The following is a 25,808-nucleotide window of genomic DNA, read 5'->3' on the forward strand; positions in this document are numbered from 1 at the left end:
GCTGCCAATGGCTTTTTTCTTTGACCCGCTTTGATCGGTTCTGAATGCATTTGACCTGCAGCAGCCTTCCTTCCCGAATCTCCTCAATTGTCTTTGTTCGGACAATTCCTTTTTCGACCTGTGCAGAAATTTTATCGGGAAGTGTTGTTTTTTACTCACTGGGCAAGCGTTTATCATTTCCCGGAAATCCACTGAATTGTGAATTATTTCACGTTTCGTGTCGTTTAGGCGGGCACTTGGACGATCAGAAGTTTGTCCGGACTTATAATGGAGTCAGTAATTAAGGGAGGTTAACTCATGGCAGACAATCTGATTTCAAAACGAAGAATTATGCTGGTCGGAACCGGCTTTGTCGGAATGTCCTTCGCCTATTCCATGCTTCATGAAAAAGGAATCGACGAAATGGTTCTGGTGGACGTGAATGCGGACAAGGCGAAAGGCGAAGCCATGGACCTGACCGACGGTCTGGTTTATGCCGACACAAAAATGAAAGTCTACTCCGGCTCCTACGCGGATGCGGAATACTGCAACGTGGTCGTTCTGACCGCCGGCGCAGCGCAGCGTCCGGGACAGTCCCGTCTGGAACTGGTAAAAATTAATGCGCAGATCACCAAAGGGGTTTGCGAAGAACTGAAGAAAAACAAATTCAACGGCATTCTGCTCGTTGCCAACAACCCGGTCGACATCATGACGTACGTCGCCTGGAAAGCGTCCGGGCTGCCGAAGGAACACGTCATTGGTTCCGGTACCGTTCTCGATACCGCGCGCCTGCGAGTAGAACTCGGCGATGAACTGGGCTTTGCGCCATCCAATATTCACGCCTACATTCTGGGCGAACACGGCGACTCGTCCTTCATCAGCTGGACCAACAGCTACATCGGATGCAAGTCCCTGCTCGAATACCTCGATGAAAAGAACATTTCTCTCGCCCGTCTGCAGACTATTTATGAAGACGTCCGCGATAAGGCGTACAAAATCATTGATCTGAAAAAAGCAACGTATTACGGAATCGGCCTGGCTCTGCGCCGAATCGTTACGGCGATCCTCAACAACGAGCGCTGCATTCTCCCCGTTTCTTCCTATCAGAACGGCGAATACGGCAAGTCCGGCTACTTCATCGGTACGCCAACCGTCATTGGATCCGACGGAGCGACGCAGATTCTGACGCTGCCGTTAAACGAAAACGATCAGAATCGCTTCAACAATTCGTTCGATACGCTGGTCAAGACCATTCAGGAAAACCTGGGCGACATCATCGATCTCAACGACTAAACGCATGAGCTGAATCCAGCGGTTCATGATTCATTCCCTGTTCCATCCAAATCACAAGTTCACTATCCATAAAGTCAGACAGGCCGTCTCTTTCGAAAAGAGGCGGCCTGTTTCTGCATACAGCGCTATGAATGATTTGGGGATCCCTTCGTTCAGTTTTCCTGAATGTACAGCCGGCTGCTGCGCGGGAATTCCCGGGCAAAGGCTTGCTTGAGAAGTTTCTTATAGCCGTCAGCAGGCAGTTCGATTTCCTGATGAAGATAGCCGTCTTCAACAAGAAGAAACTGACCGTTTTCTTTTTTCAGGCAGACCGAGCGGTCCTTTTTAAACGTGAGAAGGCGAAGCGAGGAAAGCCGGCTCGATTTGGGAGCGTTCATCCATTTCACCTGTGCTTCACGTACGGAAATCATTTTCATGCCGCTTCCCCTTTCAAAAAGGAATCCATCTCCTGCGTGAACTCTTTTTTCAGAAGCGTTCCGGAAAGATAGAGAACATAAATCGTGGAATCCTTAACGGCAAATGCGGCCCGGCATGCTTTAACGGCGGGATCGTTGATCCGACATTCCAGAACCGGCAGATCCTGCCATTTCTTTCTGGAAGCGAGTTTGGCGTGATAAAAGCCGTTTTCACCCTGACGGGAAAGAACATCCGCGATTTTCGAAGTCAGCGCAGGATTTTTCTGCAGATACTTGCGGCATCCGCGGCTTACAAACGCGATGGTCCAGCCCGGACGTTCTTGTGTCTGGTATAAATCTGTATTCATGATTTCAGACTAGCACGCGCGTAAAACGATGTTCTTCTGGGTGCCCTTGTATGATTTTCGTCAGATCCCTTGCCAGATCAAAAGGACCAGACAAAAAGGACAGAGCAAAATTCGCGTCTGTCCTTGATATGCGGGTATGGAAATAAAATGGGATTTCGATTTGGATTTGGCCAGCTGGCTTTACATGCATCAGCACGAAGCAAGCGCGCTGCCTTTTGAAACCGCCGGCTTTACGCTCTCCGAGGGGCATTCGGCTTTTTTGTCCGAAGCGGCTTTCTGGCTTTCTTCAAGCAGTTCATCGATCGTACGCACGTCATCAAAGAGCATGCGGCAGGGACGGCCGTCGGTAAACGTCAGCAGATCCTTGTGGTAATGGCCGCAAAGCCAGATTTTGTAGTCTGTCTTCTTACGGATTTCTTCCAGGAATTCGAGCTGCTGAACCTGATCGGCTTCATAGCGTTCGAGCTCGAGTTCATACGTATTGGCTAAAGGATGGGAGGCGTACACGTCATGCGAAAGAATCACATCCGCCTTCCAGCCGGCTTTGGCCAGGTTGTCGAGCGCGTGCTGCGCTTCTTCCTGATTCATGATTTCCTGCTTCCACCAGTTCACGCCTTCGCTGCGAAAGGCATGATCGTGGCTGTAGCCGCCGCCTAAGGCGAGCCAGGTCTTATTGTCAAAATGATAAATTTCGCCGCGCATCAGATGGATCACATTTGAACGGATGCGGTGGATTTTTCCGCCGTTCCACTCCTCCTGCGGGTAGGCATTGAGAATACTGAAATTTTCGTGATTGCCGTCGATGAACAGAGTTGTCCAGGGCAGAGATTCCAGCCAGTTAAGCCAGAAGTTGTCATTGGACGCCCCGTCCCAGACGCATCCGAAATCGCCGCAGACGATGAGATAATCCCCCGCCTGCATTTTCTGGGCGACTTCCGATTCTCTCGGATTGATTTTCCGGATATCGAAGGCTCCATGCAGATCGCTTGTTACATAAACCATGATTCTTTTCGCACTCCATCTCTCCAAAAAGTGAAGATCGATATAACGATAGCGAAAAAAAAGCGAATGTCCCCCTTTTTTACACATTTTGCACAAAATTCTCATGTAAGCACTTACCATTCTTGACAATCGGCGCGCGTTGCTTTCGGTAAGCGCTGTCATTCAGAAGACTGAATTTTGTTATTCCGATCCGATTTGCGCATCAGGAATGTCGGATTCTGAACGTAAACTCGAACGGCCGCAGCCGGTACGCCGTTCCATCCAGATCCTTTAAGAGACGGCTTGGACCGCCAGGCGTATGATAAACAAATTCTGCCCCTGTCTTGGTGAGAGACCATTCGATAGGAAAAGCCCCGAAAACCGTCGGGCGTTCGGAGCTTCGTTCGATCGATTGGGTATGGGTTTTTGAACCGAATGGATTCTGCTGAAACGACAGGCGTTTTTCTGAATCCGGATTATGCGTTTTCTTCGGCTTTGGAGAACGCCAGATAGGCTGCACCGATCAGGCCGGAGTCTTCGGAAAGGGTTGTTGTACGCACGTCTACGTAAGGAACAACCGGTCCGTGAACTTTTTTCTTCACGCGGTCTTCGACGTCTTTCGTGAAGCCTTTGATCTTGGTTGCAACCGAACCGCCGAGGATGACGATTTCCGGGTCGGTGACGGCGATCAGGCAGGCGATCATGTTGGCCAGGTAATCCTTGGTGTCTTCCATGATTTCCTGAGCGACTGGATTTCCGGCAACGGCGAGATCGTTGACTTCGCCGGCGTGTTTCACTTCGAGGTTGGCTTTCTGGGCACGAGTTGTAATCGCGGTACCAGAGCAGATGGCTTCGACTGCACCGTTGAGCAGACGTCCGTGCTGCGGACCGTCTTTCCAGAGAATGCAGTTGGCGATTTCATGGGCGAAACCATGTGCGCCGTCGTAAATTTTCTTATCGATGATCTGGCCGGATCCGACGCCCGTCGAAATGGTCAGATACTGAACGTAGCGTTTGTCCTTGCCTTCGCCGACAACCGCTTCCGCCAGTGCGGCCAGGTTGGCGTCATTTTCCAGATAGACCGGAAGGCCAGTGGCTTCAGAAATGGTCTGCGGAATCGGGAATCCCCACCACGCCTGACCAAGGTTTGGCGTCGTAAGGATGCATCCGTTTTTCAGATCGAGCGGTCCTGGGCAGGAAATGCCGACACCGACAATGTCCTTGCCAAAGCCTTTAATGGTTTCTGCAATTTTGGAAAAGGTTTCGTTTGGATCTTCCGTATTCGTACGGAACTGGACGCGTTCCACAAGGTTGAGGTTTTCGTCCACAAGAGCAACACGCGCATTGGTGCCGCCGATATCAATGCCTACAGCATATTTCATAAAATGTCCCTCCTTGGGCTGACTATGATCAGTTTAACATAGCCAGACGAGCCGGGAATTAAATTCGGCGAACGCCGGACGTACATTGTGCTGCGGGAAGAGAGAGCGTTCCCGGCATTTCGTCGCGCTGGGATTCGCGGTTTCCCTGCGGAATGAGCGCGGTGATTTCGTCGTCATCGTAGCCGACGACCATTGTGCGTTCCGAAAGCATGATCGGCCGCTTTAAAATGGACGGATTGCGCTGAATGAGCACGATCAGCTCGCGAACCGTGTAATCGTTAATGTCTTTTTTCAAAGATTGAAAAGCCTTGGAACGGGTCGAGATAATATCCGTCGTACCGTTTTCACACCGTGAAAGAAGATATTTGATTTCGGATTCGAGCATTAAGTTGGAAAAGATGTTTTTTTCCAGATAGGAAATGTGATTTTCTGTTAGCCAGCGTTTTGCTTTCCGGCAGCTGGCGCAGCCAGGGGATGTATAGACAATGACCATAAGAACCTCGCTTTTTTGATCTGGTGTTCACCTGCATGCGCTGGCTTTTCCCTTGATCAAATTTACATGTTAATGGTAACACCATAATCCGTACATGTTTGGGAATGTGACTAAATAAGATTAGAGAATACATCTATTTCTATTTTCGTGCCATTCAGAGGCTTTTCTGCTCAAAAACGAAAAAGGCAGGAACTTCCTGCCTCTTTGTGTTTTCTTCGATTGGTATCGCTCCTTTTGACGGTTCGAAAATGCAGAAATTTTATTTTCTGTGAATTTCAAATCCAATCGATGCGAGCGGTTTATAAACCGTTACTCTACGCCGATGATGAAGGAGTAGACCGGCTGCCTGCCGCTGTAGACTTCTACTTCCGCGTCGCTGTGATCGGTAATGAACGCAGCCAGCTCATCAGCCTGTTCTTTCGTGGCGTCTTCGCCGTAAATCAGCGTAACGAGTTCGCTGTCGTCGGCGAGCATTTTGGATAGGAGCGCCTTGGCGGTATCCATTTCGTTTTCATTGGCTTCCACGATGGCCTTGCCTAAAATCGCCATGTACTGACCGGCTTTGATCGGCAGACCTTCGTACGTCGTATCCTTGATGGCGTAGGTGACTTCGCCGGATTTCACGTGCGCGATGGCTTCGTTCATATCGGACAGGTTGTCTTCCAGATCCGCTTCCGGGTTGAACATGACGCAGGCGGAAAGGCCCTGCGGGATCGTTTTGGCCGGAAGAACATGAACGTCACGGTCTTCGAGAACATCCCCGGCCTGCTGAGCGGCCATGACGATATTGGAGTTGTTCGGGAAAATCAGAACGTGATCGCAGTTGAGTTCTTCGATGGCGCTGATGAAGTCTTCCGTGGACGGGTTCATCGTCTGTCCGCCGGAGATGACTTTATCCACGCGCAGATCCTTGAACATATCGCGGATGCCGTCACCGGCAGCGACAGCGATCAGACCGTACTTTTTATGCTCCGCCTGTTTTTTCGGCGCAGCGGTATGGGTCTGCTCGTTTTCCTGATCGAGAATTTCTTCGTGCTGATCGGTCATGTTTTCGACTTTCAGCTTCACAAAGCGTCCCTGGCGGCGGCCCATTTTCACAGCCACTTCCGGGGTCAGGGTATGTACGTGAACTTTGACAATGTCTTCGTCCTGTACGCAGACGATCGAGTTGCCGATGGTGGACAGCTCATCGCGGAATTTTTCTTCCGAGAAGTTGCGCATGCCGCGATCGGACAGCTGAAGAATGAATTCGGTACAGAATCCGTATTCGCCTTCACCCTCGATCTTGGTCTGGCTGGCTTCCGAAGACGATCCAGTCGACTGTTCGGCTTCGACCGGCTTGCCTTCCATAGCAAGAAGCATACCTTCAAAAATCGCCAGAAGACCGGCACCGCCGGAGTCAACGACACCGACTTCCTTTAAGACAGGGAGCAGGTCAGGTGTAGTATCCAGAGAAATTTTCGCCTCTTCGACCATTTTGCGCATGACATCGACACAGTCGGTGATGCCTTCGGTCGCGGTATAGGCGTACGTATAGTCGGCAGCTTCGCGAACGACGGTCAGAATGGTTCCTTCGACCGGACGCATAACGGCTTTGTAGGCGACACGGCTTCCGTTCACCAGAGCCTGCGCGAGCTGCATGGCATCGATTTCATCGAGATCTTCTACGGCCTGATAAATGCCGCGGAAAATCTGAGAAGTAATAACGCCGGAGTTTCCGCGTGCGCCCATGAGCAGGCCGCGGGAGAGCACTTTGGCGATCGCGCCGACACCTTTGGCATCGGATTTGAGAGCTTCCTTAACTCCGTTTGAAAAAGTGAGATACATATTGGTTCCGGTATCGCCGTCCGGAACCGGGAATACGTTCAGCGCATCAATTCTGGCCTGGTTGTTGCCCAGATTGTTCATGCCCGAACGCAGCATTTCCCGAAAGAGTTTGCCGTCAATAAATTCCATTGTTCTAAAGGCTCCTTACTTAATTGCTTTCACGCCCTGAACAAAGATATTGACTGCTTCAACTTTAACTTCCAGGGTTTTTTCCAGTACGTAGCGCACGCGCTGCTGCGCAGCAAGCATCACTTCGGAAAGCTTGATGCCCTGCATGGCGATGACATAGATATCGAGAATCAGAGAATTTCCATCCTGACGCACGATGACGCCGCGGGAGTAGTTGTCCCGTTTGAGCAACTCAGCCCAGCCGTCCTTAAGCAGCTTCTGGCTGGCCATGCCAATAATTCCGTAGCATTCATTGATCGTACCGCCCACGAGATTGGCGATGGCGTCGAGAGAAATTTCAATCTCTCCGTATTCTGTAGATTTATGAATCGGCATAGTTTTGCCTCCTGTTTTCCATGTGAAAAAGCGGTGCATGCTGCACCGCTGTCATTATATCGACTTTTCATTGGAAATAAAAATCCTACAGACCGGCGAAGAAAACCGCTGGACCGTCATTTTTGACATCAGATCGGATAGAACGTATCCGAAGCGGCGTCATACGTGTAAACCGTTCCCGAGTCCATCGCACGGAAAAGATTCGTAGACGGCGAATACTGAATGTTATCGACCGCGCTCGGCTCCCAGTCATTGATCGCTGCAACGTTCACCTGCATCGTGCCGTTTGGCGTCTGAATGGTCTGAATGCCGCTGTACAGTTCCGGAACATACGGATAGGTATACACCGAATCTTCGGAGCTGGCCTGGCTGTCCCTGTTTTCGGAATCTTCTTTTTTGTCGTCTTCGGACTTCTTTTGAGAATCCTTGTTTTCGTCTTTTTTGTCGTCCTCCTTGCTGGACTGGCTGGAGGAATAATTCGGGTCGATTACGCTCTTTGGAATTTCGCGGTTTCCGGCGCGTTCTTCCGGAGAGAGGTACAGGTACGAACAGGAAACTTTATTTACGACGGAGTTTTCCCCATCGAGAATGAGGCAGACCTGTTCGCCCTGCAAATGTTCAAGGACCTGATTGTACGTCGTCATCATGAACAGAGAAGGAAGGGCGGTAAAAACGGTATTGCCGTCCTTGAGCACGAGCTTCAGCATGTTTTTGTCATACGTCTCGGCCCAGGGCTGAATTTCCGCGATCCGGTCAAACACCTGGCGGGTGAGCTGCTTCGGATACTTTCGCACCTGCTCGCAAAGCGATTCAATCGTCTCGTCGCTTAAGGAACTGAGCAGCGGATAGTGGACGAGCGTTTTATAGAGTGCATCGCTGTTTACCGGAATCTTTTCATTCTGGTCGGTAATGAGCGTGACCTGATCGCCGTCCTGCGTATAGCCGACAATCATTTCTTCTTCTATGGCAATGCGAATATCGTTTCCGTTTTTGGTGACATCGGCGCTGCGGATGAGCGGATTTTCTTCGAGCCGGGTGGCAATCGCGCTAGGCGACGAAAGACCGATCAGCCCGCTTTCTGATACATCGGCCAGCGCGTAAATCTGCGATTTGGAATAGTAGTAGTTTCCTTCGCAGGACAGCACCCGCACCTCAAAGGCCCGCGTAAACGGGAAGATGCAGACGGCTGCCATCGCAAAAATCGCCCACGCAGCCCATACCCAGTTCACATTGCGTCTGGGTTTTGGCTTGTGCGGTTTATAGTCGTCTTCCTCGTCATGGCTTCGCAGCGATTCGAGAAAGGCTTTCCCCTTATTCATAATGCTGGTGTGTTTATCAGGATCCACTCTGGGTGTTGGTTTCGAGCTCGAGCTGGGCATCCCAATTGATCCTTTCTACTTCGGTAATCAGCTGGACGCCCAGTTTTTTCAGGGCCGCCTGCTGAATGGAGCGAATCAGCGTATCCACGTCGCGCGCAGTCGCTTTTCCCTCCTCGTTGATAATGAAGTTTGAATGCATTTCACTGACTTTGGCGCCGCCGCAGTATTTTCCGCGAAATCCCAGTGCGTCCACCACTTCCCAGGCGGACCCGATCGAAGGGTTGCGAAAAACCGATCCGGCGGAAGGCTTGGATACCGGCTGACTCGTCAGACGGCGCTGCTTTCGCGAATCCATCAGGGCACGGATTTCTTCCTGATCCCCTTTTTCCAGACGCAAAGTGGCTCCAAGTACAATCCAGTGCTTCTTTTTCTGGAAAATGGAATGGCGGTATTCGAAGCCGATCTCTTCCTTGGACAGCACCCGGATCTGGGTCCCGTCGAGAATGGTGACCGTTTCAATCAGCCGCGAAAGATCCGAGCGATAGGCGCCGGCGTTCATATAGACACCGCCGCCAAGCGTTCCGGGAATGCCGTAGGCAAATTCCAGACCGGTCAGCGACTCTTTCATCGCCGACTGACTGATCGCGATCAGCGAGCATCCGGCCCTGGCTTCAAGGATTTCGCCATGAAAGGCGTAGGCGCAAAATTCGCCGGTCAGTTTGATAATGACCCCGTGATAGGGCGCATCCGAGGCCAGTACGTTGCTTCCGTTGCCCAGAACCATCCAGGGAATCTTCTTTTCGTCTAAAAGCGAAACGAGATTCTGAAGATCATTCTGGGTATCGACTTCCACGAGAAAATCAGCGGGCCCGCCGATTTTATACGTGGTATGGCGGCACAGCGGCTCGCCGCATTTGACTCGTCCAAACGCCGCGAGCACAGATTCTTCGATCATGGCTTATTTTTCCTGACCGGAAATAATCGAATTGGCCCATGCGATCATATCCTGTGCTGCGTGCGGCTTGCCGGCTTTAAGGGCATGCGCTTTGAGAGACTGTCTTTTGTTCTCATCGAGAAACGCCGTTTCAATCGCTTTGGAAAGGCTATCGGCATTGAGGTCCTTTTCTTCCAGCATGATGGCGGCGTCTTCATCTACTAACATTTTCGCGTTGTAGTACTGATGATTTTCCGCCACATACGGGCTGGGAATAATGACAGCCGGAATGCCGAGAGCGGTCAGTTCCGCAAGCGTTGTGGCGCCGGCGCGGCAGACCATTCCGTCCAGCATGCCGTAAAGACGAAGCGCATCCACATACGGAACCGTATGAACGTTTTTGAATTCATCAAACGAATGCAGCGCGTCGGCGTTGTCCTTGCCGCAGGCGTAGACAATCTGCAGCGACGGATCAACTTTCGACAGCGCCTCTTTCATCAGTTTGTTGATGGAAGAACTGCCAAGCGAGCCCATGACGATCAGAATCGTCGGCAGACTCGGATCCAGATTCAGTTCCTTAAAGTAGGCTTCATCTTTTTTCACGCGAGCAGCCAGACTGGCGCGCGGATTGCCGAGCAGGCAGGCTTTTTTATCGCCAAACTCCTTCTGCGCCTTGTCATAGCACGTGACAATGCCGGCAGCTTTGGAAGCCACCAGCTTATTGGCTTTTCCAATGACGGAATTCTGCTCATGAAGCATGAACGGAATGCCTAAAGAGGAAGCGGCCATAGCCGCCGGTGCGGTCACGTAACCGCCAAATCCGATCACCAGATCGGGCTTTTCTTCTTTCAGATACTTTTTTGCTTTCGAACGGGCTTTGAACATCTTTAAAACAGCTTTGATCTTATTGACAAAGCTGCCGGCCAGACCGGAGGCGTGAACTGGCAAAAAGCGATAGCCGGCTGCAGGGACAATCTGCGCTTCCATGCGGTCATCGTTTCCGATAAAGAAAATATCGGTATCCGGTTCCTGTTCTTTCCATATTTGAGCGAGGGCTAAAGCGGGATAAATGTGTCCTCCCGTTCCCCCGGTGACTATACATATTTTTTTCATAGGGATCGGGCTTAGTATATCATCTGAAAAGAGAGGCCGACAAAGTCTTAGCGGATTGTAACAATTCCCTCCTGCCTTGTCCCCTTCCCTTACCGATCGAACGATACAGCGCAACCCCCCGGCGTGCATCCAGGCACGCCGGGGGTTATGTATCCATTCGAAATTTCTTCAGCGCCGATGCAAGGATCGGATCGCTTCTTTGTTGATATATATCGTTTTAATACAGGCAGCAGAAAAGCCGCTGTCGGTCATCAGCTGAATGAGATCGTTTTCCGTCAAATCATACGTATGACCTGCTTCATCGGGGACATAGAGACGATACGTCATGTATCCGGATTCATCCCTTTCACTACCATAAATCAGGCCGTACATGTTCGAGTTGCCGGTCTGGAAATTTACGCAGACGATCGTGGGATAGCCTATGCTCAGATTCGTATCGATCGAATTGTACAGAGCCTCTATGTGCGCCGCGGTCAGCTGATAGAGTTCCAGATACACGCCGGTATACATTGCGCTGATGCCATTGACATCAAAAGCACGGGTCAGATAGCCTGCCAGCTTCTCGTAATCGCTGACGCCATCGATCATGACGCTATTGGCGATTTCTTCCTGACTGGAAACGATGCCCTTGTATTCGAGAATGATCTGGGGGACCGCCGGACCTGTGTAATTGGATTTTTCCCGGGTGATATGCGCCAGCGGCAGCGTGTCAGCCGAGCTGGAAGGACTCTCATACGAATCGTCACGATTGGAATCATTCGGCGAAGAGGAAGGCTCTTCTGCACTCGTCACGTTTCCTGTCCGATCTTCCCCATCGGAAGGAATGAACGCCGACGTTTCCTCTTGTGCGGAATTGCGATCTTCCTGCTGACTTTCCAGTTTTTTGTTTACGGCTGCGGTCTGGTCAGAAAGATGATCACTGGACGCATTCGAATTTCGTCCAAAAACGAATACACCGATCAGAACAGCCGCCACAAATAATGCCGCAATACCAATGCCCGCATACAGACCTGTTTTCTTTTTGGTCTTTGAAGTCGCTGGCATGGCGCGTGGGTTCAAAGATGTCTGCGCCCGATTTGGCGCGGCCTGTACAGGGCGCCCTGCAGCTGCACGCGGACTGGCCTGAGAGGGCTGCTGCGGTTTTGACCGCTTTGGCAGAGCGCTTCCGCAGCGTCGGCAGTAAACATCGTTTGCATTATTTGGGGTATCGCAGTTGGGACAGATGAGCGGCCGATCGGATTTCGTCTGTTCTGGCTCTGAAGCCTGCGCGAAAGGCGTACCGCAGCGCTCGCAGAAACGGCTGTCCTCCCGGTTTGGCGTACTGCAATTTGGACACTTCTTCATCGTATGGATCCTTTCTGTATTTTCGGTTATTGAATAGCCTTTCTTTTCGTCTTGCTCTATTCTTTCTGGATCACAAGAGCGTTCGATCGGTCTGAATCGATCGACGGATCGCATTAGCATCCGCTGTTTTTAGCTTGCTCATCGTTTCCTTTTGCGATTCGTCTTTACGAAAAATGCAATCGACGTGTAGTTTTGACTTCAAAAAATGGACGGGTTGCCTGAAATACGTGAACTGGAAGCGAAAAAAAAGATGGAATCGTAAACTCCATCTCTTTTCAGCTCGATTTGGAACGAATGATTCCAGACCGTTTTCCTTTGTAAATTTCTGGTGCTTGGTTTTCTTCATGCGGGTGTTTGCGGGTTTTTACCTCTATGACCGGTCTGACCAGGGATACAGGTATGCATTTGAACCAGCAGAACGCACTCGAAGCCTGGCCGAATGAATCTCATTCGAGCTGAACAAAGCCGTCCTCACCGCCAGACAAATGAAGAAAGGTCTACGAGAAGACAATAACAAAAAGCGCAGCAGATCGGTATAAAACCAAAAGGCGGTATCCGTTTCAGATAAAGCTGATACCGCCTTTTTAGCCCGAAAAAACCGGCAAAGACCGGAGTATATCCTCTGAAAACAGAGACTGCCAGAGTCTTAGCGGACTGTAGCAATTCCCTCCTGCCTTGTCCTTGTCCCCTTCCCTTATCGATCAAGCGCTGCTCAAAGAAAATCCCCGGCGATTATCCAGTTACGCCGGGGGGTGTATATCCATTTAAAATGTCTTCAATGTCAATGCAAGGATCGGATCGCTTCTTTGCCGTTTGGATACTTGTCGTTTTAATACAGGTAACAGAAAAAGCCGGTGCCGGTCATCAGCTGAATGAGATCGTCTTTCGTCACGTCGTATGTATGACCTGCTTCATCAGGAATATACAGGGTATAGATCGTGCTGCCAGCATTATCGCTTTTGCTTCCACAAATCAGACCGTACGTACTTGGCTGGCCAGTCTGGAAATTCACGCAGACGATCGTGGGATACCCTGTGCTCAGATTCGTATCGATCGAATTGAACAGAGCGTCTTCCTGCGCCACGGTCAGCTGCGAGAGGTCCATATATACGCCGGTATATTGTGCGCTTATGCCATTGACGTCAAATGCGTGGGTCAGATAGCTCGCCAGCCTTTCGAAATCGCTGACGCCATTGATCATGATGCCATTGGCGATTTCTTCCTGACTGGAAATGATTCCTTTGGATTCGAGAATGATCTGTGCAGCCGCCGGACCGCTGTAATTGGATTTTTCCCGGGTAATGTGCGCTATCGGCAGCTTAGTCTCTGAGCTAGAAGATTTCTCGAATACATCGTCCGGAGTGGAATCAATCGGCGAAGAGGAAGGTTCGTCTTCCCTCGCCACGTTTTCAGCCGGATCTTCCCGATCGGAATGGATTGACTTCGAAGACTCCTCTTCTTCGGACTTGCGATCTTCCTGCTTGTTCTCGAAATCTTTGTTTACTGCGGCTGTCTGGGCGGAAGGATTTTCAGTGGACGCATTCGAATTTCGTCCAAAAACGAATACGCCAATCAGAACAGCCGCCACAAATACAGCAGCAATCCCAATGCCCGCGTACAGACCCGTTTTCTTTTTGTTTTTTGAAGTCGTCAGCATGACGCTTTGATTTGCAGGCTTCTGCGTCCGATTTGACTCAGCCTGTACAGGACGCGCTGCCGCTGTTCTCGGTTTGGACCGCTTTGGCAGAGCGCTACCGCAGCGTTTACAGTAAGCATCGTCTGATCGGTTTGGGGTATTGCAGTTGGGACAGATGAGCGGGCGATCGGATTTCGTCGGTTCCGGCTTTGGAGCCTCTGCTAAATCTGTACCGCAGCGCTCGCAGAAACGGCTGTCCTCCCGGTTCGCCGTACCGCATTTTGGACACTTTTTCATCGTAAGGATCCTTTCTGGATTTTCGTTTATCCAATAATCTTTCTTTTCGCAGTTCTTTCTTCTTTTCTGGGTATAAGAGAATTCAATCGGTCTGAACCGATGGGCAGATCATTTTTCATCCGCTGTTTTTTAGTTTACTCATCGTTTCCTTCTGTGATTCGTCTTTGCGAAAAGTGCAATTGACGTGTTGTTTTGACTTCACGAATTAGCCGGTTCGGCTGAAAAACGGGAACTGGAAGCAAAAAAAGACGGAATCATAAACTCCATCTTCTGGCAAAACCGGTTTGGAACGGATACTTCCAAAACGGTATTCTTCGTGAATTTTGCCGGCTTAGTTTTCTTCGGGTGCCGGAATGGGGGCGCTCCATTTTTCCATCATGCCCATGAGCGCAAACCTCTGATCGCTGTGTACGCCAAAATCCATGTTGCAGGTGGAAAGCGTCACAAAGTTGTGGTTGCGGTATTCGAGCGGACGGTAGTAGAGGGAGACATTCTGGATTTCATCAAGAATGTCCTTGCGGTAGTCGCCAAAGTCGGTGGTGTAAATGGGTGAATCATCCGTTCCGGCATAAAACGCGTTGATCGTGCACCGATAGTTTTGCGACGGCGTCAGCAGCCAGAAATACGGATGGGCATTGAAAAACTCCAGATCGTTGAAATCCTTGAGGTTGGTAAACATGCCGCCGACGTCAGCCGTATGGGCATAAATGATCGAGTTCTGGTTCTGGTAGTCCGGATTTTGCGTGCAGTCCAGGAATACAGCACCCAGACGGTTGTAGGCGCCGTTGAACGAGTGATTCAAATAATAATCGTTGTCCATGGCCTGAACGACCGGATAGGAAATTCCGGTTCCCGGAACGAGAATCCAGGCGTTGATGTTCGGGTTGGCCGCTTTCAGACCTTCCCAGTCGACGGTAAATGAAGGCGCCTCTTCGCTCATCTGACCGTTTTCATCGCCGGCGGCATTATTTCCGGTAACGTACTGGTTAAAGGCATCCGTTTCTTTCTGGATGGTTCGTTCTTCGTTCCAGGTTTCGTAAATCTTATAGCCGCTCACGCCAAGAACGACTACGCAGACCGCCATAAGAATATAGAGAATGATCTGCGTAACTTTTTTCTTTCTGGATCGGCGCGGTGCGGCAGAATTATCATTCGTGCTGTCCACAGCGGGACGGTTATTCTGATCCATAGTTTTTTCCTTTCCGATTCGCCAGAATTTGAGTTTCCAAAAGGAGCAAAAGAGCGGTCTCTTTTTTATCTGTATCCTTATCGTCTGCTCTCTTTTGTGAGCGCAGCGGGCGAATCTGAATCTTCGATTATCTTAGCGAATTTTACAGAGGCAGAAAAGGACGGAAGGCGCCAGCCGCCTCTCTTGGCCGCAAACGAAAAAGAACCGGCAGGTTTTCGCCTGCCGGAACGTATACAGTCTATAGGATACTGGTTCTGCCGAATAATCTGAGTGTTGGGGCAGAATCTGGAAAGATCGACTGAAGTCTGTGATTAGCGATTGAGTTTGGACGCAGCCGCTTCGTCTATGATTACGACTACATCTGGATGGTTCTGCAGAACAGAAGCCGGGCAGGCTGTGTCTACTGGTCCTTCTACCATGGCTTTTACTGCATCCGCTTTGGATTCGCCGTTGGCTACGAGAAGGATTTTCTTCGCATCCATAACGGTACCGATACCCTGCGTGATAGCATGTGTCGGTACTTTGTTGATGTCGTCATCGAAGAAACGCTTGTTGGCATCGCGTGTGCTTTCGGTAAGTTCAACGATATGCGTTCTTTCATCGAACGGTGTGCCCGGTTCGTTGAATCCGATATGTCCGTTGCGGCCGATACCGAGCAGCTGGATATCTACGCCTTTTACCTGATCGTCATAGGCTTTTGCATCTTCTGCAGTGCTTCCGTAAGGAACATGCGTGTTGGCTGGATCGATGTCCACGTGGCTGAACAGATGATCGTTCATGAATGTGTAGTAGGACTGCGGATCGTTGCGGTCAATGCCTACGTATTCGTCAAGATTGTAGGTATGAACGTCTTTGTAGGAAGTTCCGTTTTCTTTGTGATCCTTTACCATTTCGGCATAGAGGCCTTCCGGAGAGCTGCCGGTAGCCAGTCCGAGGACTGCATCTGGGCGTGCATCCAGGACTTCTTTCATGACTTTGAACGCTTCTTTGGAAAGCTCATCATAGTCTTTTGTAACAATTACTTTCACAGTATTTTCCTCCTAGGTACATCTATTATAAAAGGATTCCTTCCGTTTGAATCTTCGAAATTGATAAAACGAAACAAAAGCTTAATTTGACGCGTCGCCTTTGGATACGTAGCGAATCAGATCGTTTCCAAAATAGTCCGCCAGAATGGATTCGTAAAACTCATAATGCACCGGTACTGGCCAGCTTAACAGTTCCATCGGCACGCCAAAGAGCGTAATCGTAGTCTTGCAGTCGTTCATGGAAGAAGAAAGATAAAACCGCTTTCTGCGCACAGCTTCTTCGGTTGTCGGCGCCTTGGTGCTTTCGATCTCAACAATAAACGGATGCTTTCGAACTTCCTGCAGCCAGGTCAGAATGCGAGATCCGATCCGATGGCCTCGAATCGTCGGATCGACGGCCAGATAGTCGAGAATGTCCGCTTTTTTATTTCGAATCAGAAAAATGAGGGCAGCCGGCTTTTCATGAAGTTCGGCGTAAAAGAGCTCCATTTTTCCTTCTTTTTTTCCATCGAGAATCATCGAAAACGGCTTGCGCTCCGAATCGGGAAAAGAGTTCTGGTACAGCGTTTCAATTTCTGTACGGTATTTACAGTCTTCTTCAAAAGGAAGAATTTTCAGATCGTTTGTCTGGGATTCCATATTTGCGTTCACCTGCTTTCTATGCGAAAACGCAGCGCTTCTTTCCTTCTTATTAATCCGTTTTGGACTGTAAAAGAAACATAATGCGCTTTCATTCATGATCACCATAACAGGATATGCAAAAAATGCCACTCACCGGGCTTTTTCGACTTGGCGGCGGATTCCATAACGGCGTATGCAAAGCAGCAGAATCGGGGATAATCAGGGATAAACAGAAAAACGGCTGCAGCAGAAATTCAGCCCGTTCCGGGAGGTTCTGCTCCAGCCGTTTTCAACTTTTTTCCTGCCAGCATTCATTCCATTTCCTTTAGCTGGTTTGCTTTAGCTCATCCAGGCGTTCTTTGGACGGAAGAAGCCGCAGTTCCAGCAGATCCTGATGCAAAGTATCTATACAGATTTGCGCCTGCTCCGTTGTATGGGACGAACGATCTTCCAGAATCTCGATAGCGTCTGTGAGATGGATAAAAATTTCTTCTTCATACAGACCAAACTGTGCGCTTGATTCGCTGGTCTGCATCAGAACGGCTCCTTTGCGAAATACCGTATCCAGAAGATCCTGCATTGGATTTGTTCGAACCTCCAGGCTCGCTGCCTCAGAAGCAAACGCATTAAACACTGGCCGCGTATACGCGTAAATCCGATAGGACGTGTCGGGTTCGAGAGGGACGAAAGCCGGACTGCCCTGCCATTCGAGGGTATCCAGATCCGGATCCTTCATGTCTTCTTGCGCTTTTACAATCGCGTAGATACCGCCGTCAACTTTCTGAACGCTCAGAGTGGAGGAAGTCACCAGATCCATTTTCAGTTTAAGAGCGCTCGGTCGTTCGGGAATTTTAAAGCGATAAATCGCAGAAGCAAAGTCATAGTCTGTCGCATCCCTTTGCAGATAAACATCGACCCCAGGCTTTACGGAAAGCATCTCATCATAGGTGAATTCGATTCCATCGCTGAGATCTGGAGTATAGCCGTAACGAATGCCTGGAGAAAAAATGGCATTGATCCGCTCGTTCGCATAATCGATTCCGATCACCGGCCAGGACCATCGAGCTGGAATTGTCCAGGTTTCTGTAACGGAAGTTCCCTCTTCCTTTGTATACGTCAGCAGCTGTATACGTCAGCAGCAGCGGCGCCGGAAGTTCGTCGTCAATGAGACGGCCGATCGAATCGCCGTTCGGAATGGGATCGCCATCTAGCGTGCTGACGGTATATTTCGAATCAAACGAAATCGTTTCGCTGCGATAGACAAAGTGCAGAGGCGAACGACGGACATGGAGGGCTGCTTCTGAATTTTTCTTGCCTGGTGCGCTTGCACTGATTTGGAGGGTTACTTCTTCTCCTTCTTCCAGTTCAATCGGATCGGACCAGGCGAATCGTTCGGCGGGCTCGCCGTTTACAGCAATCGAATCCGGACTGATGGTCTGGACATAAATGTCCTCTTCGTCATTGCGAAGTTCAATCGTCGCGCTGCCGTTTTCAAAGGAAACGATCTGTCGGGCGCGTGCGGAGTCAACTCGATTCGTCCCGATTTGCGCAGATGCTTTGGAATACGTTCTTGTAACCGTATTTCCTGTCTGACCTTCTTCGTTTACCGTGCGAGCCAGCAGTATATGCGTCTGGTCCGGCAAAGCAAAGCGCAGTTCGATCGGCGCAGTGTATTTGGCAAACACCGATCCATCCATCGAATATTCGATCGGTTCATTTCCTGCACTGGAAAGTTCCAGAAGGGTTCCATCGTTGACTTCCCCGTCCATCTGCGAAGAACGAACGGTGCTAAGCTCCTCTTTAGATTCTGGCAGCGGATTGGTAAAGCCTTTAATGCAGACGTTGGTCAGGACAAAACTGTCGGCCATCCCGTAAACGTCTTCCCATTGCGCGCTTTCATAATCGTAGACGTAGCTTTCGTGTCCCGTTCCCATTTCTTCCACAAAGTCTTCTTCCGGGTCTTCACAGCCATACGTTTCTACAGGAATGGGATTCTCGTATTCCGGATTATCAAATTCGATAACGATGCTGAACTGGGAATTGGAGTGAAGAACGGCTGGCTGTTCGAGCTCAATCGTATGATAGCCGGTATACTGCTCGCTTCCGCTCTGTCGGCTGACCAGCCTTCCGTTTTCCGGATTTTCCCCCTGCACCTCCGTGTAGACCGAAAGGGTATAGGCTGTACCAGCGTCCGTCGTATAAAACGAAGCAGCCTCAAGAAGTTCATCTTCTTTCGCACTGAAAATATTGGCTGCTTTTCCCAGACACGGGTTATTGTTGCTGCCTTCCAGGGAGGTGTACCACCCCAGGGTATCGTATTGATAATTGCGCTGATAGTTGTCATTTTATTCGAGAAGGAAAACTGTACCAAAGGAAATTGCGCTGTCTTCGTAGGAGAGCCAGTGAGTTCCGTTTTCTCCCCAGTCGTACCCCCAGCTGTTTTGAACGAGCCAGGCGCCGTCATGTTCGGGCTGCGCACTTTCGTTAAAGTTTTCTCTGGAGAAGCTGTCATCCCAGCCGATTATCTGTACGACATGATCAGTTAGATGTCCCGGTTCGTTATCCCAGGCATTCGTTTCTTCGATGTAGCCGCTGTAGTTGCCGACGTTTACGTTAATGACGGCTGGTCCGTAGTCATAGACAACCTGTTTGATGATCTGCTGGTCCACAGTATTTCGATCCGGATCTTCGTACGCTGAGGTAGGAAGACAGAACGCATCCTGCAGATGAAAGTCCGCTTCATAGCGCATGCTTTCGTCAGGGATACGATCAAAATCAGACATAGGCAGTTTTTCTTCCCGAATCGGTCCTTTCCAGGCGGCTAATGACGGTGCAAGAAGACTGCTGCTTCCCCCATTCCCGTACGGATCCCCATTCATCTGCAAAATCTCTTCTTCTTTCCCGGTCAGCGTATACCATGCTGCATGCAAGGAAGAAAGCTGGAGTCCATGTTCCTGATCATATAGCGTTTGCGCAGCACCCTCTATCCCGGTAATTGCCCAGCAGGTCGAAAGCGATCCCTGATCTTCCACGAGAAGCAATCTTCCCTGATCCCGCAGACTGAATCTGAACGGGAGCGTTCTAGCCGAGGTTTTCGTCTTCTGATTCTTGCGATATTGCCTTGCATAATGATCGGAAAGATACGAAAGATCCATCGAAGAAGGAGCCTGTCCATGCGGATCTTTGAGCCAGTTCAAATATTCTGAATTAAAAGCGGATGGATCGAGTCGATCGGCGACCGGACTTTGGGGAATGGTCTGACCCTAATCCTCCATGCTCTCCTTTGCCTGAACAGGCTGCTGCCCGATGCTTATCGACAGTCCGATCAGCAGGGCTAACCATTTCGAAGCCTTCATTTGATTTCTCCCTTTCTTCTCGCTTTAAAGCGTTTGATTCACTTCCTTTTTCTTTTACTCGAAGCCAACGCCAGTCTCTTGGCTGGGGAAAAAGGATTTGGTCTCATTTTATCGTCAGGATTGAGGATTGGAATTTCCAGCGTGGAATGTTTTAAAAGCTTCTCCTTTTGTATCTACTGTTTATGTCAGGATTTTGCCTTCTTCAAAATCAAAAGTTACATCCTCTTAAAAATACGAGATCGAGGGAAGACAGAAAAAAACGGCTTTGAAATTTCGTGCGTTTCCGTTGAAAACGGCAGATCGAGTTCAAAGCCGCAAAAACAAAACTCTGCCGAGTGATCGGCAGAGTCAAGTTAACAAATATTAGAAGAGCATTCCAGTTGCTGCTGGGTCGATGCCTGCTGCAAGCAGAGCTGCATCTTTCGATGTGTACCAAGGTACTGGGATCAGTGGATCATATCCGGATCCGAGGATACCGAACATACCAGCTACGATACCGATAACGAGGAGCAGAAGGATACATTTGATTGGTGTCCATCCTTTTTTGAGGAGGAAGTACATCAGCAGAGTCAGAAGCAGAGGAATAAGGCAAGGCAGGATCTGGTTCAGGTAATCCTGAAGAACGACTGGGCTTTCGCCGTTAGCGAATACGATACCAGTTGTGGTTCCGCCGCCGTAGTTAGCTGTAAGAGCACCTACAACGAATACACCAAGGATAGAAGCAGCGCGTGTGAATTCTTTAGCGTTAGCTGTCATCATCTTAACTGCATCCAGACCGAGGTTGTAAGACCAGTACATCAGGACGTAACGAAGAATCATTTCAATGCCGAAGGCAACAACGAAGTACAGGATTGGACCCATCATCGATCCGTTGATAGCCATACCGCAAGTCATACCAGCGATAATTGGGATAAGTGTGAACCAGAAGAGAGCGTCACCAATACCGCCCAGAGGAGCAGCAGTGGAGATACGTACAGCACGGATTGTCTGGATATCCATTTTGTTCTGTTCCATGGAGAGAACGAGACCCATAACGAATGTTACCAGGAAGGGGTGCGTGTTCAGGAAGTCCAGGTTCTGACACATGGACATCGAGAGGTCAGTTTTGTTTGTGTGAATCTTTTTCAGACCAGGGAGCATGGACCAGAGCCAGCCGATAGCCTGCATACGTTCGTAGTTGAAGCAGATCTGAAGGTTGCAGGAACGCCAGATCATTTTCGTCAGGGTTCCTTTATCCAGTTTTGGTGCTGGAGTCAGATCTGTGTAATACTGCATATCCTGCAGATTGAGATCTGTATTAGATGCCATCAGAGAATCCTCCTAAACCTGCGTTAGATGCAGCTTCTTTAATGTTGATCGAAGTGAAGTAGTTGCTGCATGCGATACCGATACCGATGAAGGCAATCAGTACGAGAGTAGCGGAAGCCACTGCTGGGATGTTACCAATAACCAGAGCCATTGCAAATCCAGAAAGGAAGTAGCCCCACATATCGTTGGAAAGCATGATTTTCAGCAGAACGCCGAATCCGACGAAACGCATCATGCCGCCGGCAACAGCGAGACCGCCGTTCATCAGCCAGGAAGCGTTAGTGGAAAGGGATTCCATTGCAGGCTGAATAGCAGCGCCGCCTACGTAAGCCAGGATAGCGATAACTGCGAACAGACCGCCAAGAAGAGCTACGTCAGCGAGGACAGCATTCGTTACACCTTTTGTTTCACCCTTGGAGCAGGTGTCATCGCACCATGCGTTGAAGGAAGAAGCGATTGTGAACACGATGGTTACTACATAAGTACCAAATACAGAGAAGATTACAGCAGAACCGAGAGCAGCGTCTACGGACATCTCTGTCTGGCAGGCGAAGATCATAGCAACAACTTCACCGATAACTACGTTTGCGGGCTGTGCGCCGCCGACAGGCATAGAACCAATCATCATCAGTTCGTATGTTCCGCCAAGTACCAGACCGGTATTTACATCGCCCAGGATTGCACCGATGATCGGGCAAGCGCAGATTGGACGGTAAATAATCTCAGTCAGGGAAAACTGGTCAATCGCGAACAGGAATGTAACGATTGCCAACAAAACGACTTGCATAATTTTTCTCCTTTGTTTTGTTAGTGCAATTTAGCTAAAGAGTTTGGAAACGTCTTCTTTAGCTGTGTTAGGTGTGCGCTGGATTTCGAGTTTAACACCGAGATCCTGCAGCTTCTTGAATGTGGCGACGTCGTCATCGTCTACCGCAACACTCGTAGCTACCTGGCGTTTTCCTTCATGCATGTGCATGTTTCCAATGTTCAGAACATCGATTGGCACGCCGCCCTCGACGAGCCGTAACGCGTCCTGAGGAGTTTCCAGGATCAGGAAGATTTTCTGAGCAGGACTTGCTTTGCTGATGACAGCGATCGTTTTATCAATGCTGAAGTAACGAGTCTGTGCATAAGCTGGAGCAGCCATGTTCATCAGGCCCTGACGGAACTGGTCTTTCGCAACTGCGTCGTTTGCAACGAGAAGCAGGTTTGCTCCAACCACCCCGGCCCACTGTGTTGCAACCTGTCCGTGAATCAGACGGTTGTCAATTCGAGTCGCAACAATGTTTGGCATTTATATCTCTCCTTTCTGTCAAGCTATGCTGTGAAAGCACTCTCTTATCTACGATTATAAACAATGCATTCCCATATCATTTGCACAAATTGGATCAAGATTTAGATTTTTCGTTCAAATAAACCAAATTTGACGGAAAATTTGCGAAATAATGCCGAAGAATTAACGCAAAGCTCAGGGCTCGCAGACAGGGATTGGCATAGCTTTTCATGAAAAGAAAAGAGTATGCCAGTCAGCCCATTTCCACCCGATTAAAAATCATTTCTTTTAGACAGCAATCTTATACAAATCGTCTTATCCTGTATCAACAATTCATATTGGAAGGTTTCAATCTGGGATGGAATGATGACACAAGGATTATCTAACAAACAGCCGCAATTTCCAAACATTTTGTGATAATTTGGGATAATATTTTCAAATTGATTTATTTAAATATCAGTAGAATCTTTTGCGTCCGTTCAGGCAAACGCTTTCCCAGGTACATCCGAAGAAATGTAAACGTTATCGGAATCGGGGAATGTTGAATTTTTCTACAATTTGGTATTTCTGCAGTATTCTTAAATGCCTGCATCTTAGATTCTGGAAGCAACAGTGCAGTTCTATACTGCAGCCTGCCTTCTGGATCCGAGTGCCGGCTCAATCGTTTTCTGCAAACGGTATATCCGCTTCTGCATGGAATCGGTCGATATTGAAACACAGATCAAAACCAATACTGAAAAGAGCACCCGGCTTTCGCGTTCCTGGATCAGACAGAACCGGGCGCGCAGCGCTTTCTGTCCATTCAGACCGGATATGGAATACAGACTTCGAAATGCATGCAGATTCGGAATGCAGCGAATCTCTGCGAATGAACTCGAACAGTATTGAACCTCAGCCATATAGACAGAAAGAGTACAGATCGTATAGACAGAAAGAGTACAGATCGTTTTACTGCCTGATCCGATCTGGAAACGCGCTCAATGAATTCCTGGATCAGGCCCTTGCAGATTCTTCTTTCTCTGCTTCTCTGCAGGTCCCTGCCCAAGTCCGACTCGAGACCTTTATCTTATCCTTAGCTTCTTTGAAAATAAGGAAAGCCCTGATCGTTACGCGTTCAGCAAAGTACAGAATCTCGGATTTTCGGAGCCATAGCCAGGAAAAGTCCATACAAAACCAGGTCTGATGAAGAAGGGACAGCCAGATCGTCCCCTCCCTTTAACAGACTGAACATCTGCTCTTACAACCGTTAACCCCTGTTTACTGCCACCCATCACATAAAGATTCCATAAATATTTACTGTTTTAAACTAAGGTTTTTAGCAATTGCAACGACCGTATTTTTATAAGCTCTGCTCTCTTTATAACGCAAGTTCTGGCCCAGAATTGTCCATACAAATAAGAAAAACATCCGTTTTTGAAATTTGCTTTGCATTGATCGAAAATATCCACCTCGCCTTCGAACTAATTTATTCAATCTTAATGTACGGAAATATCGATTTACTCCACAGATTTGAACTTTTTTAGTGAAATATCGACCGAAATTTACAAAATTTGCCCTTTTTAATTTCCGGCTCATTTACACCCCATCAAACGCTGGATATACTTTTTTGTATTAGAAAGCGTTAACAAGACAAAATAGTCTCTTTGTTGCTCTAAACAGTATTTGAAGACTTTTGCCTTGAAAATTTGGAATAGTGGTGAAATATGCTCAAAAGAACAACGCATTATCAGTTTCAGCCGTATGGCTCGATCCTCTACGATCTGTCCGAAGTGGCTGAACAGCATGCCGACTACCAGCAGAACGCTCTTAAACTGACGGCTAAGAGCTTCTCGCATGTGTACTCTTCGAACGAACCCTGCTACATCCAGTGCAAATCGGGCATTGTGCTGATGGCTGTTTCAAAAGACGGGGATACTTTTGAAAACTTTGTCATCCATCGGATTGTCAAAACGAATCCCGAAACCTTCTTTAACTTCATTTCGATCTCAGATGATGCCGAGATTGATATCTGCTACCGTAAATCAAATCTGGAAATTCATCCGGCTGCGCACGAAGTTACGTTCAGCCCGATGGTGACCAATCTTCATATTCATGAAATCCTGACCACCTTTTATCAGGTTCGAAAAGAAGACTACGTTTTCCCGGGTGAAGCGCACTCGTACTATGAACTTGTTTATATTGACCACGGATCCATGGAAATGGACGTGGATGGCAAAGCCTACTCCCTGAGCATGTACGATCTGATGCTCTACTACCCAGGACAGTTCCACTCGCACTACACAAAACATGATCAGACGTGTTCGTATCTGACCGTTATCTTTAAGATGGATGACACGCTGGCGGATTCGCTGTGCAATCGTGTCTTCCATACACGCAAAGATATTTATCAGGTCCTCTGCTCCTTCATGAAGGCAGTACAAACGGAAGACTATCTGAACCAGGAACTTGCGATCCTCTATCTGAAGGAAGTCATCATTCTGCTGCACCAGTTCGACCATAAAGAAGAAGTCGATGCAGGCATCAACCCGATGCAGCAGCATTATGAACACACTCTGCTCAACGAAATTCTGGTCTACATCAACAACAACATCTGTTCGGCATTTACGGTCGAGGATCTGTGCATTAAGTTCTCGGTTTCGCGCTCTTCCCTGCAAAACCTCTTCCGGACCAACCTGCACATCAGTCCGAAACAGTACATCTCCAACCTCAAGCTGAATCACGCAAAGCTTCTGATTCAGGAACACAACCGTACGATCTCCGAGATCAGCGACATGCTTGGCTTCACCAGCATTCACTACTTCTCGAGAAAGTTCAAAAAGCAGTACGGTCTTTCCCCGACGGATTACTCCAAGTCGATCCATCCTTGATCGCCGGATCGAGCAGGTACTGGATGTATTTCCAGGCTATGAGAAATCAGGCATAACAATAGATGTTTTTTTACGGAGTTTGTATTTTATAAGCGAGCTAAGAAGGCTCGCTTCATAATCAAATTCCCTTTCTTAAACTTTCTTGGAAAAAGGGCTGTCCCGGCCCTTTTTTCGGTAAGCGTCAAATAAAAGACGGGTATTTTCTCGACCGCCTCCTTGGGATAATTCCTTTATTCAAGGAGGCTTTTTCATGGAATCAATCATCCCTGCAATCGATCTCGGTATCGATTTCTCCAAAGTT

The 25,808-nt window shown here is 48.9% G+C and carries 22 protein-coding genes and 2 pseudogenes; 2 read left to right on the forward strand and 22 right to left on the reverse strand.

What is annotated here, in order from left to right; genetic code table 11:
- The first annotated feature begins 297 nt into the window (after positions 1-297).
- Positions 298-1,272, forward strand: coding sequence for an L-lactate dehydrogenase (locus Afil_RS05070; RefSeq protein ID WP_230267479.1), 975 nt, complete (start codon positions 298-300; stop codon positions 1,270-1,272).
- Positions 1,273-1,424: 152 nt separating this feature from the next.
- Here the strand turns inward: Afil_RS05070 and Afil_RS05075 are convergent, their stop codons facing one another.
- The 22 genes and pseudogenes from Afil_RS05075 to agaB all read right to left on the reverse strand — a co-directional run bounded on the left by Afil_RS05075 (position 1,425) and on the right by agaB (position 22,661).
- On the reverse strand, positions 1,425-1,688 hold the full coding sequence (locus Afil_RS05075) for a hypothetical protein (protein WP_230267480.1): 264 nt from the start codon (positions 1,686-1,688) through the stop codon (positions 1,425-1,427).
- Positions 1,685-2,035: a hypothetical protein gene (locus Afil_RS05080; protein ID WP_230267481.1), complete on the reverse strand. Its 351-nt coding sequence runs from the start codon at positions 2,033-2,035 to the stop codon at positions 1,685-1,687. The genes Afil_RS05075 and Afil_RS05080 overlap by 4 nt, the downstream gene beginning before the upstream one ends.
- 189 nt (positions 2,036-2,224) lie before the next feature.
- Complete coding sequence (locus Afil_RS05085; protein WP_230267482.1) at positions 2,225-3,037, reverse strand: metallophosphoesterase family protein; 813 nt, start codon at positions 3,035-3,037, stop codon at positions 2,225-2,227.
- Between the two features lie 455 nt (positions 3,038-3,492).
- Entirely contained in the window at positions 3,493-4,398 is a 906-nt protein-coding gene (locus tag Afil_RS05090) for an ROK family protein (RefSeq protein WP_230267483.1), read from the reverse strand.
- A gap of 58 nt (positions 4,399-4,456) precedes the next feature.
- Entirely contained in the window at positions 4,457-4,891 is a 435-nt protein-coding gene (locus Afil_RS05095; RefSeq protein WP_230267485.1) for a Spx/MgsR family RNA polymerase-binding regulatory protein, read from the reverse strand.
- 309 nt (positions 4,892-5,200) lie between these two features.
- Positions 5,201-6,847, reverse strand: a complete 1,647-nt coding sequence (locus Afil_RS05100) for a DAK2 domain-containing protein (protein ID WP_230267487.1) — start codon at positions 6,845-6,847, stop codon at positions 5,201-5,203.
- A gap of 15 nt (positions 6,848-6,862) precedes the next feature.
- Entirely contained in the window at positions 6,863-7,222 is a 360-nt protein-coding gene (locus Afil_RS05105) for an Asp23/Gls24 family envelope stress response protein (protein WP_230267488.1), read from the reverse strand.
- Between the two features lie 128 nt (positions 7,223-7,350).
- The gene (locus Afil_RS05110; RefSeq protein ID WP_230267489.1) at positions 7,351-8,541 is read right to left on the reverse strand and encodes a cell division protein FtsQ/DivIB; all 1,191 of its coding nucleotides are present in this window, start codon (positions 8,539-8,541) and stop codon (positions 7,351-7,353) included.
- 16 nt (positions 8,542-8,557) lie between these two features.
- The gene (murB, locus tag Afil_RS05115; protein ID WP_230267490.1) at positions 8,558-9,496 is read right to left on the reverse strand and encodes a UDP-N-acetylmuramate dehydrogenase; all 939 of its coding nucleotides are present in this window, start codon (positions 9,494-9,496) and stop codon (positions 8,558-8,560) included.
- Between the two features lie 3 nt (positions 9,497-9,499).
- Positions 9,500-10,588, reverse strand: coding sequence for an undecaprenyldiphospho-muramoylpentapeptide beta-N-acetylglucosaminyltransferase (gene murG / locus Afil_RS05120; protein WP_230267492.1), 1,089 nt, complete (start codon positions 10,586-10,588; stop codon positions 9,500-9,502).
- Positions 10,589-10,756: 168 nt separating this feature from the next.
- Positions 10,757-11,932: a zinc ribbon domain-containing protein gene (locus Afil_RS05125; protein ID WP_230267493.1), complete on the reverse strand. Its 1,176-nt coding sequence runs from the start codon at positions 11,930-11,932 to the stop codon at positions 10,757-10,759.
- An 829-nt stretch (positions 11,933-12,761) separates the two neighbouring features.
- Positions 12,762-13,589 carry a hypothetical protein gene (locus tag Afil_RS05130; RefSeq protein WP_230267494.1) on the reverse strand — a complete coding sequence of 276 codons (828 nt, stop codon included), beginning with the start codon at positions 13,587-13,589 and terminating at the stop codon, positions 12,762-12,764.
- 108 nt (positions 13,590-13,697) lie between these two features.
- A pseudogene (locus Afil_RS11350) lies at positions 13,698-13,865 on the reverse strand (zinc-ribbon domain-containing protein); the annotation flags it as partial.
- A 331-nt stretch (positions 13,866-14,196) separates the two neighbouring features.
- Complete coding sequence (srtB, locus tag Afil_RS05135) at positions 14,197-15,054, reverse strand: class B sortase (protein ID WP_230267496.1); 858 nt, start codon at positions 15,052-15,054, stop codon at positions 14,197-14,199.
- Between the two features lie 311 nt (positions 15,055-15,365).
- The gene (gene nagB / locus Afil_RS05140) at positions 15,366-16,082 is read right to left on the reverse strand and encodes a glucosamine-6-phosphate deaminase (RefSeq protein ID WP_230267497.1); all 717 of its coding nucleotides are present in this window, start codon (positions 16,080-16,082) and stop codon (positions 15,366-15,368) included.
- Between the two features lie 81 nt (positions 16,083-16,163).
- Positions 16,164-16,721 (reverse strand): GNAT family N-acetyltransferase, encoded by a 558-nt coding sequence (locus tag Afil_RS05145; protein WP_230267498.1) that lies wholly within the window; start codon positions 16,719-16,721, stop codon positions 16,164-16,166.
- Between the two features lie 307 nt (positions 16,722-17,028).
- Positions 17,029-17,751 (reverse strand): hypothetical protein, encoded by a 723-nt coding sequence (locus Afil_RS05150; protein ID WP_230267499.1) that lies wholly within the window; start codon positions 17,749-17,751, stop codon positions 17,029-17,031.
- Positions 17,645-19,015 (reverse strand): annotated as a pseudogene (locus Afil_RS05155) (lectin like domain-containing protein); the annotation flags it as partial. The pseudogene Afil_RS05155 and the gene Afil_RS05150, both read right to left, overlap by 107 nt.
- 33 nt (positions 19,016-19,048) lie before the next feature.
- Positions 19,049-19,900, reverse strand: a complete 852-nt coding sequence (locus Afil_RS05160) for a C1 family peptidase (protein ID WP_230267500.1) — start codon at positions 19,898-19,900, stop codon at positions 19,049-19,051.
- A gap of 522 nt (positions 19,901-20,422) precedes the next feature.
- Positions 20,423-21,367, reverse strand: coding sequence for a PTS system mannose/fructose/sorbose family transporter subunit IID (locus Afil_RS05165; protein ID WP_230267501.1), 945 nt, complete (start codon positions 21,365-21,367; stop codon positions 20,423-20,425).
- Complete coding sequence (locus Afil_RS05170; RefSeq protein WP_230267502.1) at positions 21,357-22,154, reverse strand: PTS sugar transporter subunit IIC; 798 nt, start codon at positions 22,152-22,154, stop codon at positions 21,357-21,359. The genes Afil_RS05165 and Afil_RS05170 overlap by 11 nt, the downstream gene beginning before the upstream one ends.
- Positions 22,155-22,184: 30 nt before the next feature.
- A complete protein-coding gene (gene agaB, locus Afil_RS05175; RefSeq protein ID WP_230267503.1) occupies positions 22,185-22,661 on the reverse strand; it encodes a PTS galactosamine transporter subunit IIB in 477 nt (158 codons plus the stop codon).
- Positions 22,662-24,343: 1,682 nt separating this feature from the next.
- On the opposite strand from agaB, the gene Afil_RS05180 reads away from it, so the two are divergent.
- Positions 24,344-25,507: a helix-turn-helix transcriptional regulator gene (locus Afil_RS05180; protein WP_230267504.1), complete on the forward strand. Its 1,164-nt coding sequence runs from the start codon at positions 24,344-24,346 to the stop codon at positions 25,505-25,507.
- Positions 25,508-25,808 lie beyond the last annotated feature (301 nt).

Source organism: Allobaculum fili (assembly GCF_020969955.1).
Lineage (GTDB): Bacteria > Bacillota_I > Bacilli_A > Erysipelotrichales > Erysipelotrichaceae > Allobaculum > Allobaculum fili.

Coding starts and splice junctions, on each gene's coding strand:
- Afil_RS05070 (WP_230267479.1), top strand. CDS start 298: ATGGCAGACAATCTGATTTCAAAACGAAGAATTATGCTGGTCGGAACC.
- Afil_RS05075 (WP_230267480.1), bottom strand. CDS start 1,688: ATGAAAATGATTTCCGTACGTGAAGCACAGGTGAAATGGATGAACGCT.
- Afil_RS05080 (WP_230267481.1), bottom strand. CDS start 2,035: ATGAATACAGATTTATACCAGACACAAGAACGTCCGGGCTGGACCATC.
- Afil_RS05085 (WP_230267482.1), bottom strand. CDS start 3,037: ATGGTTTATGTAACAAGCGATCTGCATGGAGCCTTCGATATCCGGAAA.
- Afil_RS05090 (WP_230267483.1), bottom strand. CDS start 4,398: ATGAAATATGCTGTAGGCATTGATATCGGCGGCACCAATGCGCGTGTT.
- Afil_RS05095 (WP_230267485.1), bottom strand. CDS start 4,891: ATGGTCATTGTCTATACATCCCCTGGCTGCGCCAGCTGCCGGAAAGCA.
- Afil_RS05100 (WP_230267487.1), bottom strand. CDS start 6,847: ATGGAATTTATTGACGGCAAACTCTTTCGGGAAATGCTGCGTTCGGGC.
- Afil_RS05105 (WP_230267488.1), bottom strand. CDS start 7,222: ATGCCGATTCATAAATCTACAGAATACGGAGAGATTGAAATTTCTCTC.
- Afil_RS05110 (WP_230267489.1), bottom strand. CDS start 8,541: ATGAATAAGGGGAAAGCCTTTCTCGAATCGCTGCGAAGCCATGACGAG.
- murB (WP_230267490.1), bottom strand. CDS start 9,496: ATGATCGAAGAATCTGTGCTCGCGGCGTTTGGACGAGTCAAATGCGGC.
- murG (WP_230267492.1), bottom strand. CDS start 10,588: ATGAAAAAAATATGTATAGTCACCGGGGGAACGGGAGGACACATTTAT.
- Afil_RS05125 (WP_230267493.1), bottom strand. CDS start 11,932: ATGAAGAAGTGTCCAAATTGCAGTACGCCAAACCGGGAGGACAGCCGT.
- Afil_RS05130 (WP_230267494.1), bottom strand. CDS start 13,589: ATGCTGACGACTTCAAAAAACAAAAAGAAAACGGGTCTGTACGCGGGC.
- srtB (WP_230267496.1), bottom strand. CDS start 15,054: ATGGATCAGAATAACCGTCCCGCTGTGGACAGCACGAATGATAATTCT.
- Afil_RS05145 (WP_230267498.1), bottom strand. CDS start 16,721: ATGGAATCCCAGACAAACGATCTGAAAATTCTTCCTTTTGAAGAAGAC.
- Afil_RS05165 (WP_230267501.1), bottom strand. CDS start 21,367: ATGGCATCTAATACAGATCTCAATCTGCAGGATATGCAGTATTACACA.
- Afil_RS05170 (WP_230267502.1), bottom strand. CDS start 22,154: ATGCAAGTCGTTTTGTTGGCAATCGTTACATTCCTGTTCGCGATTGAC.
- agaB (WP_230267503.1), bottom strand. CDS start 22,661: ATGCCAAACATTGTTGCGACTCGAATTGACAACCGTCTGATTCACGGA.
- Afil_RS05180 (WP_230267504.1), top strand. CDS start 24,344: ATGCTCAAAAGAACAACGCATTATCAGTTTCAGCCGTATGGCTCGATC.